The sequence below is a fragment of the Bacillus sp. T33-2 genome, assembly GCF_002860205.1.
Classification (GTDB): Bacteria; Bacillota; Bacilli; order Bacillales; family Cytobacillaceae; genus T33-2.
Map to the genome: position 1 here is coordinate 37,856 of NZ_PGVB01000013.1, position 10,957 is coordinate 48,812.

Below are 10,957 nucleotides of genomic sequence, written 5' to 3' on the forward strand. Positions count from 1 at the left end.
TCATATTATCACTTTGATGAAATTTAAACACTGATAGAAAAAACGGTTTTTTTCAAAAAAGGAATTTAGCCGCTTCATATAGTATTTAATATACAGCGTGTAGATATTGCCTCTGTTTGGAAAAGGAGTGCTGATTATTAATGGCAAGCAGCTTGCAGCCCCATATAAGAATTGCTGACAATCATGGCATCCGCTACGCTTTACTGCCGGGGGATCCCGGCCGTGTTAACGAAGTGGCCAGGTTCTTAGAACATGTAAAAGATATCGCTTACAACCGTGAGTATAAAACGATAGCCGGCTCATATAAAGGAGTAGAGGTATTTGTGACCTCCACCGGAATCGGCGGCGCATCTGCCGGCATTGCGATCGAGGAACTGAAAAACATCGGGGTAGACACTATGATCCGGATCGGAAGCTGTGGGGCCTTGCAGCCTGGCATCCGGCTGGGCGATTTGGTTATAGCCACGGGTGCGGTCAGGAATGACGGGGCTTCAGCCGCATATGTCGATAAGTCATATCCTGCCATACCTGATGCGGACCTGCTTTTTCATCTTATCGAATCGCCCAAAAGATTGAATTATACATACCACACCGGCATAGTCAGAAGCCATGACAGTTTTTACACTGATGATGAAGAGGAAATTGACAGGTACTGGTCCAGCAAGGGGATTTTGGGGTCTGACATGGAGACAGCAGCCCTGTTTGTCATCGGCGGGCTGCGCGGCATCAAAACCGCTTCCATTTTAAATGTGGTTGTAGAAAAAGAAGGCAATCTGGAAGGAGGGATCAACGACTATTTAGATGAAATGAACGAAGGCAAACTGGGCGAAGAAAGGGAGATTATTACTGCATTGGAAGCAATCTTAGCCAATCATCAATTTTCTAATAAGTAAGGGAGGTTTTTATTATGGAAAAGCAAAGCATGTGGTCATTCCGATTTTCAACTGCATCACTCGTTCTTATCCCGGCAGCAGTAGGAATCAACTATATTGGTAAGTTATTTGCAGAGCTTTTAAAGCTGCCGCTATGGCTTGACTCCATCGGTACGATACTGGCCAGTATGCTGGCGGGCCCTGTCATTGGAGCATTGGCCGGAGCGATTAACAATGTTATTTACGGCCTCACCGCCAGCCCCATCTCGTTTGTGTATGCCATTACAAGTGTAGCGATTGGCCTCACTGCCGGAATATTGGCCGCAAAAGGCTGGATTTCAAGCTGGTCCCGAGCGGCCGCGGCAGGCCTGATCGTCGGCCTTGTCGCAACTATCGTTTCCACTCCAATCAATGTTGGATTTTGGGGAGGACAAACAGGTAACGTATGGGGCGATGCATTATATGCACTCGTTCTTGCTAAAACAGACTCAATATGGCTCGCTTCTTTCCTTGATGAGGTGGTGGTCGATATACCTGATAAATTAATTGTTGTACTTGTGAGTTACGGTATATTCAGGGGATTGCCTCAAAATATTACCCATATGTACGACAGCAATAATAAAGTGGAGACGCTTGATTAACGCTTTTGATTAAGAAAGATGGTGAAGGCTTGAAATCAATCAGTTTATATACAGAGAAAGACTCATGGATCCATGATATAGACCCGATCAGCAAGCTTTATTATATTCTTTTTTCAATATTGGTTCCGGTCGTTCTTCCATCGTTTACTTTTTCGATTATTTGTGTGGCACTCAGTATCGGCTTCCTTATTGCAGGGAAGGTTTTCCGGCGGGCATTGGCTGCATTTGGTTTTGTTTTATTCATTTTATTCACAGTTGTGATCATCCAGGGTTTTTTTAAACCTGATAATGAAACCGCTCTCTTTCACCTTGGCCCTTTCACGATGTATAAAGAAGGATTGTTGTATGGGTTGGAAATTACTCTCCGTGTCATCAATATTGTTGGGGCGTTCATGATTCTCGTCCTTACGACGAAGCCTTCCGATCTCGTGGAGTCACTAGTTCGGAAGGGACTTTCTCCTCGCATCGGATATGTAATTAGTTCTGTTTTTCAAATTATCCCCGAAATGATGTCTGCCATGTCCACGATTACGGATGCTCAGCGGGCTAGGGGAATGGAGACAGAAGGGAAACTGTGTGTCAGGGTGAGAGCATTTTTGCCATTGATGGGTCCGGTGGTGTTAAGCTCATTAATTAATACGAAGGAAAGAGCCATGGCCCTTGAAGTCAGGGGCTTCAATTCTCGTGTGCCAAAGACTTACTTAAATGAAGAAAAAAAATACCGGCATAGCAAACTGATCCAGTGGGGGCTGTCGCTTCTCACCGCAGCGGCTTTAGCATGGAGGATTTTCGCATGAAAAAGATCATTGTAAAAAACCTTAAATACAGATACCCCCTCACTGAAAAGCTTGTGCTTGATGATGTGTCTTTTGATGTAGAACAAGGTGAGTTCATTGGGATTATCGGCAAAAACCAATCGGGAAAATCGACGCTTTGCCAATCAATTGTCGGGCTCATTCCCCATTTTTACAAGGGTGCATACGGCGGTACAGTATTGGTTGATGGCCTCGAAGTGAGAAATACTCCTGTTTCGGAAATGTCTCTGAAGGCAGGTATTGTTTTTCAGAACCCCTTTAACCAGGTCACTGGCGCAAAGCTGACTGTCTATGAAGAGATTGCCTTTGGGCTCGAAAATATCGGCCTGCCTCGTTCCGAAATGATTGAACGTATTGATTATGCCCTTGATCTTTTACGTATCACCGAATATAAAAACCGAAATCCATTTGACTTGTCAGGCGGGCAAATGCAACGGACGGCCATTGCAAGCATGATTGCAATGAAGCCACAGATCATAGTTTTGGATGAACCAACCTCCCAGCTTGACCCGGAAGGCTCCGAAGAAGTGTTTCAGGCAATCAAGGACCTAAGCAGTCAAGGGATGACGGTCCTCATAGCTGAACATAAGATGGAAAAGCTCGCCGAGTTTTGCGACAGGGTTTTACTGCTAAATGATGGAAAATTGGTCGATATTGATTCCCCTGAGAAAATTTTCTCCAGGGAAGATTTGCAGGAGCAAGGAATACAGGCTCCAATCTATACAAGGGTTTGCAGGGCCCTTGGCATCAAAAAAAAGGGTTCCGATTATTATCCGGTAACATTGGATGAGGCTGCAGCGGCATTAGGGGGTGAACTCCCATGATTCGAGTGGAGAGTCTTTCTTTTACATATGGACAGGGGCCAGCTGTCCTGAAGGAAATCAATTTGGACTTTGATCATAGGACAACGGCGATTATCGGCCAAAATGGCGCCGGAAAGACGACCTTTGTGAAATTATTAAAGGGCCTTCTGAAACCGGACGTCGGTGAAATTATTATTCAAGACAAAAGTGTCAAAGCGACGACCGCCGCAGAACTGGCAAAAACGATCGCGCTTGTCTTCCAAAACCCGAATGACCAAATTTTTAAACGGAATGTCCTGGATGAAGTGATGTTTGGCCCGCTCAATATTGGCCTTGATGAAAAAACAGCAAAACAAAATTCCATCGCAGCTCTTGAAATGGCAGGGCTTCAAGACAAACTGCATATAAACCCCCATGATTTGAGCCTGTCGGAAAAGAAACTGCTTTGCATCGCCTCCATCGTTGCCATGGACACCGATATCATTATTTTTGATGAGCCAACGATTGCCCAGGATCATGAAGGCAAGGAAAGAATCAGGAAAATCATCCATACGTTAAAGCAACAGGGCAAACTCGTCATGACCATCATCCACGATATGGACTTCGTTGCGGAGAACTTTGAGAGAACGATTGTTTTTAATGAAGGGAAAGTGATTCTTGAAGGACATACCCGTGAGGTATTTTCGCAAAAAGAGATCCTCAAGAAAGCCCACGTTGAGACGCCGGGGATAACACAATTGGCGGAAAGACTGGGATATACAGAAACATTCCTAACACTGGAAGAGTTCAATGAGAAAAGAAAATCGGAACAAATATAAAGCAGCCTACGTGGCTGCTTTGCTTTTTGCCTTCCCATTTGACAGGCACACGCGTTTTCTCCTTCCCCTTGTCCGAAAGAGCGCTGTATTCAGGCATGCTCAGGCATTCTCTCCCTTCTCTTATCCGAATGACGCCAGCATCCAGACTTCCCTCTTAAAAAAAAAACAAATGACAAGTGTCAAGACAGGTGTTAATATGTTGAGTGGTAGTGATATTCTCACTTTTTGGGAAAAATACATAGACAAGTGTAAAGATCGGGGGTAATGATGGGGAATAATCATGAAATATCAAACAGAAAATTGCTTGCGATCTCAGGACTGGGATGGATGTTTGATGCGATGGATGTTGGGATGCTGTCATTTATTATTGCAGCTTTACAAGTGGACTGGGACTTAACGGTCAAACAAATGGGCTGGATCGGCAGCATTAATTCAATCGGGATGGCAGTGGGTGCCTTAGTGTTTGGGCTGCTGGCAGACCGTATCGGGCGGAAAAATGTTTTTATCATAACGTTATTGATGTTTTCTATCGGTAGTGGGCTCTCGGCATTCACTACGTCCCTCGCCATCTTCCTCATTCTCCGTTTTTTTATTGGAATGGGACTTGGAGGGGAACTTCCAGTCGCTTCGACACTTGTATCTGAAAGTGTCCCCGCTGAAAAACGCGGACGAGTGGTGGTCTTATTGGAAAGCTTCTGGGCAGGAGGCTGGTTGATTGCAGCTGTCATTTCCTATTTCGTGATTCCGAAATATGGTTGGGAGCTCGCACTCATTTTAAGTGCTCTTCCGGCATTATATGCCCTCTATTTACGGTTGAAGCTGCCGGATTCACCAAAGTTTCTTTCGGCAAAGGAAAGAGGCAGGCTCACTTCTTTTGAAAGCATTGCAAAGGTTTGGTCAAAAGTGCAAAGGCGGAAGACGGCGATGCTTTGGATTCTCTGGTTTAGCGTTGTGTTTTCTTATTACGGAATGTTCCTCTGGCTGCCAAGTGTTATGGTCATGAAAGGGTTCAGCATGATTAAAAGCTTTCAGTATGTATTGATCATGACTGTTGCCCAATTGCCCGGTTATTTTACTGCAGCATGGCTGATTGAAAAAATGGGCAGGAAGTTTGTCCTGATCGTTTATTTGATTGGAACCGCATTGAGTGCTTATTTCTTTGGTACAGCAGAATCACTCTTGTTATTGATAACAGCAGGGATTTTCCTTTCATTTTTTAACCTTGGCGCATGGGGAGCACTTTATGCCTACACTCCGGAGCAATACCCGACAACCATCAGGGGGACAGGTGCCGGAATGGCGGCTTCATTCGGACGTGTCGGAGGGGTGCTGGGTCCATTGCTGGTGCCTTATCTTGCAGCACAGGATATTTCCATGACAGCAATTTTCACGATTTTCTGTATCTCACTCTTAATAGGTGCGGCAGCCGTTTTTCTTATGGGAGAAGAAACGAAAAGAAAAGAACTGGTATAAAAATAAATTTCAAACATTTGATAAAAGGGAAAACTTTCGTGGTTTTCCTTTTTATATAATCGGATTCAGGACTTTCAACCTAGTGAAAAAGTTTGGATATTCGGTTTCCAACCTGTTTGTAGTTGAAACTTTGTGGGAATATGTGGTAGTAATGAATTATGGAAATAGGCGATAATCTCGAAAGGAGATTTCATTTTGAAAATATATCTGCAACTGGGATTACTTTTAACAATGATTGTTTTAGGAGGTTGTGGAATGACTCAGGCAGAGGGCGGCAAAAGTACAGGTACTACGGCGAAAAAGCTCCCGAATACTGTTGCTTTTAAAAATAAGTTTACACAGGAGTTTATGGATTCACCTGAGGAAGTTAAAGATGGATACTACTTATTTAAATCTAAAACTGGCGGATACAACATGCTGTTTCCTATTAATGCTGAAATTTCGAAAACAGCTTTTGAAAAGCATGATAACCATTATGAATCGTTAAGTTTCGGGGAAGAAGTGTTAGATGAAAATATCTCGCATTATTTCAATATCACTTATGAAAATAGCTCTATAACAAACAATGTAAGCGCAAATCTAGATTTACTCTCTTCGTATGCAGGCTACAAGGGAAAATACGAAGAATTCAAGCATGATAATAAAACTTATTACTACGCTAAAGAAGTAACAAAGGATGGCAATACAGATTATTACAGCTATTTTAGTTACATTAAATCAGATAAAAGTGAAAAAGCGGTCAGATACTTTGTAGATAGCACATGTTCGAATCAAAATAAAAAATGTACTCTAGACCAAACAGAACTGGAAAAGAGATTTTTGATCATGATGAAATCGGTTGATTTTTTAGAGTAGCTCGGGAACGCAGGTGAACTACATTGAAAAATGAGGAGATTCTAAATACCGACATATTGCGGGCAAGGATAGCTGAAGTAGAATATGGAAAATCAGGTAAAATAACTGTCGAGCAAATAAGAAAGATTATTATTGAAGAATCAGGGCAGGCACCTTCTGGCGAAATTACCGTTTACCGTTCAGCTGATATTAAAGAGATTAGTAATTTAAAGATATCAAACAAGGATTCCGGATTTGACGGAACAGTCATTCACTTTTATGACCCACGAAAGGGTATTAACCAGTCTTATACAATTACCCGTGGTAGCGAAGGTTCAGAAGACAACGGTGAAGGTGACCCGCTTGATTGGATTTACAATGGTCTGGGAATTTTTGAAGGGAAAATTAAAAACCAATACGAACACGCTAGTCGTTTCGATACGATAGTAACTCTAAAAATTAACGAAAAGATTAAAGAGGACATCAGGACAAGAAATGAAAATGGTGAACAAAATAAGCCTTCCGAGCTAAAAAAAATAGGGATTGGCCACTCGCTTGGTGGAAATTTAATTCAAATGCTTCAATTGATGTCCGGGTCGTTTGTAAAGGTCCATGCAATTAATGATGCCCCACCAAGTGCGTATCAGTTGGCACTCGTTGATATTAGATTTAAAAGAAAACTATCTAAAGAGTTCGGTATCAACCCTAGTAAAGATGACCAACTCTACTCCATCCCCCCAGCCGAACTCAAAAAATTCACCGAAGAATACTACAAAGAAAAGGGAAAGAACATCCACCATCTGACTGCTGAAGAGGATATGTTGTTTGCAGCAAGAAATATCCGAGGTTTCCTGGATCTCGGAACCCGAAATGTGATTGATACTGACCCTGGGTTTGATGGGATCAAGCATGTAGTTGACCGTATTTCAGATAAAGATTTACAGGTGCAAGTCTTTTTGGCCCCTTATGCACCGGCCTATCAGCAAAACGGCCTGGAGGGGCTGATCCGGGCGATGACCGGCTATGATAAAGAGCTTCTTACTTTAATTGACACAATTGAACAAGAGTGGGATCAGCTCAAAGATGGTCCAGACTGGAGGGCAATCACCGTCAAGGTTCCAGTTGGCGGTCCGATTGCGGGAATAAACATGGAGTTTCCGGTGTTTGCTATACCGGAGATGCCTACTGAACTGTTAATGGCACTCAATGAATTTGCAAAGCGATTAGCTGAAATCAGTGTTAAATTAAGAGCCCTTGCCGAACAGCTGCCCACACTCCTCAACATCGTGGGTGACCTATTACCTGTTCTTGGAGAAAAAATTATGTCTTATGTTAAAGAAATCCAAGGGCATCTAAATAATATACTGGAATCCATTGGTGAAGTTGCTGGCCTGATCGCAGAAGATATCCTTTCTTTTGATAAGCCTGATTATGCTCGATACTTAGTTGGTTTGCTAAAGACGGCTGCTGTCATCAAAGTGGAGACCGCCAACATTAGGGAAAAGATCAATAAGATTTTGGAATCTCCGTTGGAAATCTGGGAAGATATTCAAAAAGCAGTCCACGCACACGGAGTCAGTACTGTCGCCACTGCACTTGCTCTGGAACAGAATAAAAGCAGGCGCTACGAAGGCGGAGATATGATTTTAATGCATAGCGGCGAAAAAATTGAAGTGAACCTCTCATCGTCCGTACGAGTTTACCAGATTGGGATGGATAAGTATGAACAAAAGGCGGACCTCCTAGACCGGATAAAGGAAGCCTACTACAGAGATTATATAGATGATTTTCAGGACAGAAAACAAAGGCTGATCAACGAGGTTCATTATATGGAATCAAACCCGCATGCTTTCAGCTACTTGCTTCCCACCGGTAATGTTGAAATGAGAGGGATTAGCGTCCATGAACAGATCCGTCCTTTAGAATCCTCTTTCATGGACACATTTGAGGATATGTTTAACTACTACGACAAGGAACGGGAAGAGGGGGTAGAACTTCTCCGCAAAATGAGGTCAGCAATTGAGCAGTTGTTTGATGAGGACAAAAATATATCGGCAATTTTCGATTTAAGGTAAAAAGGAGGCAGCCATGGCTGAGATCACAAGAACGCACGACTTTGAACCGTTCCAGGACCTTAGAGGAAAAGCCGGAAGTTTTAAATATCAGCTGGAAGAAATGGGAGCGCTCAATGTAGATATGTTAAACCTGATCCAAAATGAGCTGAAAGGCAGCCACGGAAAAATCATTGAAGAGATAAGAAACACTCTTGAGAACAATTACAAGGACAAAAAGCGGATCATCAATGACCAAATTTCTATGATGGACATTTTGGCAGGCCGCTATAGCACACATATTAACGACATGAACACACAGGATATTACCATCTATTATGAAAAAATAAAAACTGCAACGACATAATATTCCCGAACAAAAAACTTTTGTAAATTCATGGGCCATTGGACCTGTCGAAAAATGCATTTAAACTAGGAAAAAAATATTGTTTTATAGGTTTGAACTTTTGGTTTAAGAGGTAAATATAGGCATTAATTCCTTTTTTACTATATTCATAGGGGTTTTTGTTGACCTCCATAGGACGTTATTTTTACAATTAAGGTAATTTCAGGGAAAGGGAGAGATGTGGTATGTCAGGGATCATTCGTGTAACACCAGCAGAGTTAGTAAGTATGTCACAACGCTACAATAGCGAGAGCAGCCAGGTTGGGGACCAAATCGTGCGCCTGGATAACATGATCAGCGATCTTGAAGGTATGTGGGAAGGGGAAGCGAGCAGGGCCTTCAGCGAGCAGTACACTTCATTAAGGCCTTCCTTCATTCAAATGCAGCAATTGCTTCAGGATATTTCCGCACAGCTTAACAATACAGCGAAAGCCCTTGAAGATGCAGATACCCAAATTGCCAACCAAATCCGCGGTTAACTTCATCTGAAATGCAACAAGAGAAAAAGGAGCGCCATTCTCATCAGATGAAGGCGCTCCTTCGTTATGTTAACACGTTCCGAGGTGAAAACTTTTGTACATAGAAATAACAGTTGATTTAAAAAATTATAATGGCGACACGTTTGACCTTCGGCTCTCGAACTACCACTCTGTAAAAAAAGTCGTCGATATCGTTTGGCAGGCCAAATCCATTTCTAGCTCACCCCGGGAAGGCTATTGGGCCCGGATTCCCAACAAGCAGATCGTCCTTTCAGGCAACGATATACTTGTCGAATCAGGAATTACTACCGGTGACCGTTTAGAAATATTGTAAAGGAGCCTAACAGAATGTCAGATACGAAACAAACCTATCTGGAGCAGCAGCTTGAGGCCGTCATTTCCAAAGAAAATAACAATTTCACATTCACCTTCCAAAAGGGAAAAATAAAATTGGATGATGCCGTGGAATTGGAAATGCTGAAGGAAATCGAACCTTCCATTTATAAAGAAATTTCTTTGACGGAAGATGAAGTGACCCTGAATATTCAGCCGCCTTTAAATTACATCAGCTTCTCCCAACTCAAGAAGAAAGATGAACAAAGCAAATGGGTATTTGCCTCGCAGCTTGTGAAAAAAGTAAAGGAACATTCCCTTACAAGGCTGCATTTGGTTGTTTGCCCTGAAAATATTGTATTCGATGAAAGCCTGACACCGTATTTTCTCCATTACGGCTTAAAGGAAAGCATTCCGCCTTACGAAAAGGATTCAGAGCGGCTCTTGAAAGAAACAAAAGCAACTGTTACGGCCGCTGTGGACGAGAAATTTACTTTTGACCAATACATCAAGTTCCATGAAACCTTACAATTATCCCCGCTTGCGGCCAGTTTGCTGGCAGCTGGAAATGAAGACGAACTGCTGCATTTGATCCAGCAAAACATCAAACAGCTGGAGGAAAAGGAGAAAACCCTTGTCCATATCCCCCAGAAAAAATGGAAGCTGACCCGTTACATTGCTTTAGGACTGTTTATGCTTTTTATGCCGGCCTTTATTTATGCATTATATTCCCTCTTTTTTGTACAGCCTAAACATGCGGCTTTCCTGAACAGCCAGGAGCATTTCCTGGAAAGTGAATATAGCGATGTCGTTAACGCTCTCGCAGACTATGATATTGATGACATGCCAAAAATAGTTCAATATCAATTGGCGCGATCTTATATAATCAACGAATCCCTGACAGAAGAACAAAAAGAAAATGTCGAGAATGCAGTTACCCTGCAGTCCGATCCACTTTATTTCAGGTATTGGATCCTGACTGGAAGAGGAAATGCAGGTGAGGCTCTGGATATAGCCCGCTCGCTTGAGGACCGGGATTTAATTCTGTTCGGCCTGCTGAAATACCGCGAGGAAATCAAGGCGGATGATGAGTTGACCGGGGAAGAAAAACAGCAAAAGCTGAAGGAGATTGAATCGGAAATAGAAGAATATATGGAAGAACAGAAAGCTAAGCAGGAAGAGGAAGCGGAATTGGAAAAAGAAAAGCAGGATGAAGAATCTGAAGCCCAGCCTGAGGACAGTTCTTCGGAACCTCCTTCGGAAGGCAGCCCGGAAGCTCAGCCAGGAAATGGATCAACACAGCCTGGACAAACACAGCCATCCGGGCAACCAGCAGGAACAGGGCAATCTGGAAACGCCCAGCCGAGTGAAGCCGGACAGCAGCCCGCAGCCTCTTCTGGCTCAAATTAAGCCATCAATGACATGGGAGGTG

12 protein-coding genes are annotated in these 10,957 nt (G+C 42.9%); all 12 read left to right on the top strand.

Annotated elements, in window-relative coordinates:
• The first annotated feature begins 140 nt into the window (after positions 1–140).
• On the top strand, positions 141–893 hold the full coding sequence (locus tag CVD19_RS10950) for a nucleoside phosphorylase (RefSeq protein ID WP_101581906.1): 753 nt from the start codon (positions 141–143) through the stop codon (positions 891–893).
• Positions 894–907: 14 nt separating this feature from the next.
• Entirely contained in the window at positions 908–1,513 is a 606-nt protein-coding gene (locus CVD19_RS10955; RefSeq protein WP_180953596.1) for an ECF transporter S component, read from the top strand.
• A 29-nt stretch (positions 1,514–1,542) separates the two neighbouring features.
• Positions 1,543–2,310: an energy-coupling factor transporter transmembrane component T family protein gene (locus tag CVD19_RS10960; protein WP_101582031.1), complete on the top strand. Its 768-nt coding sequence runs from the start codon at positions 1,543–1,545 to the stop codon at positions 2,308–2,310.
• Positions 2,307–3,152 carry an energy-coupling factor ABC transporter ATP-binding protein gene (locus tag CVD19_RS10965; RefSeq protein WP_101581908.1) on the top strand — a complete coding sequence of 282 codons (846 nt, stop codon included), beginning with the start codon at positions 2,307–2,309 and terminating at the stop codon, positions 3,150–3,152. Before CVD19_RS10960 ends, CVD19_RS10965 begins: the two co-directional genes overlap by 4 nt.
• On the top strand, positions 3,149–3,949 hold the full coding sequence (locus CVD19_RS10970; protein WP_101581909.1) for an energy-coupling factor ABC transporter ATP-binding protein: 801 nt from the start codon (positions 3,149–3,151) through the stop codon (positions 3,947–3,949). The genes CVD19_RS10965 and CVD19_RS10970 overlap by 4 nt, the downstream gene beginning before the upstream one ends.
• Before the next feature lie 267 nt (positions 3,950–4,216).
• Entirely contained in the window at positions 4,217–5,422 is a 1,206-nt protein-coding gene (locus CVD19_RS10980) for an MFS transporter (RefSeq protein ID WP_101581911.1), read from the top strand.
• A gap of 195 nt (positions 5,423–5,617) precedes the next feature.
• Entirely contained in the window at positions 5,618–6,277 is a 660-nt protein-coding gene (locus CVD19_RS10985) for a hypothetical protein (protein ID WP_257985096.1), read from the top strand.
• A 23-nt stretch (positions 6,278–6,300) separates the two neighbouring features.
• Positions 6,301–8,331, top strand: coding sequence for a DUF6792 domain-containing protein (locus tag CVD19_RS10990; protein ID WP_101581913.1), 2,031 nt, complete (start codon positions 6,301–6,303; stop codon positions 8,329–8,331).
• 13 nt (positions 8,332–8,344) lie between these two features.
• Entirely contained in the window at positions 8,345–8,674 is a 330-nt protein-coding gene (locus CVD19_RS10995; protein ID WP_101581914.1) for a hypothetical protein, read from the top strand.
• 224 nt (positions 8,675–8,898) lie between these two features.
• Entirely contained in the window at positions 8,899–9,192 is a 294-nt protein-coding gene (locus CVD19_RS11000) for a WXG100 family type VII secretion target (RefSeq protein WP_101581915.1), read from the top strand.
• A 94-nt stretch (positions 9,193–9,286) separates the two neighbouring features.
• A complete protein-coding gene (locus CVD19_RS11005; RefSeq protein WP_101581916.1) occupies positions 9,287–9,526 on the top strand; it encodes an EsaB/YukD family protein in 240 nt (79 codons plus the stop codon).
• Positions 9,527–9,540: 14 nt separating this feature from the next.
• Complete coding sequence (essB, locus tag CVD19_RS11010; protein ID WP_101581917.1) at positions 9,541–10,935, top strand: type VII secretion protein EssB; 1,395 nt, start codon at positions 9,541–9,543, stop codon at positions 10,933–10,935.
• Positions 10,936–10,957 lie beyond the last annotated feature (22 nt).